This is a genomic window from Aquicoccus porphyridii (assembly GCF_008369105.1).
GTDB classification, from domain to species: Bacteria; Pseudomonadota; Alphaproteobacteria; order Rhodobacterales; family Rhodobacteraceae; genus Aquicoccus; species Aquicoccus porphyridii.
In genome coordinates, this window is record NZ_VINQ01000116.1 from 1 (window position 1) to 473 (window position 473).

A 473-nucleotide genomic window follows, 5' to 3' on the forward strand; every position below is an offset into this window, starting at 1 on the left:
TGGAGCGCGCCACCCAGCGCACCGTCGACCGGGTGATCGACGAACTCGGCCAGGACCTGCAGGTGGAAGAGGTCGGCGAGGTGCTGCCCGGTCAGATTGTCATCGATATCCGCCATCCTGATGCCCAGGAAGACGAACCCCTGGCCCTGGAAGGCGTCGAAGTCCAGGCGCTGCCGTTCTACGCGATCAACAGCCGCTTCAAGGAACTGGACGCCAACCGCCAGTACCTCCTGTATTGCGACAAAGGGGTGATGAGCCGCCTGCATGCCCATCACCTGCTCAACGAGGGGCACACCAATGTGCGTGTTTATCGTCCGGCTTAAGCAGCCGGGCTTGTTCGGCGGCAGCATCCGCCACCGTCCTCCCGACACGTCCGCCGCCTAGGCCGATGCCCGCCCTTCGGCGTGCCGGCCGGACCGGGGCAGCGTCCGCCTGCTGCCCGCCCCTTAATTGAAGAAGCCTGTCGTGTCGGG

1 protein-coding gene is annotated in these 473 nt (G+C 65.5%); it reads left to right on the top strand.

Features of this window, described 5'->3' with window-relative positions:
* Positions 1 to 323 (top strand): thiazole biosynthesis protein (thiI, locus tag FLO80_RS23820; protein ID WP_223145551.1); only part of this gene is annotated, 323 nt, incomplete at its 5' end.
* Positions 324 to 473 lie beyond the last annotated feature (150 nt).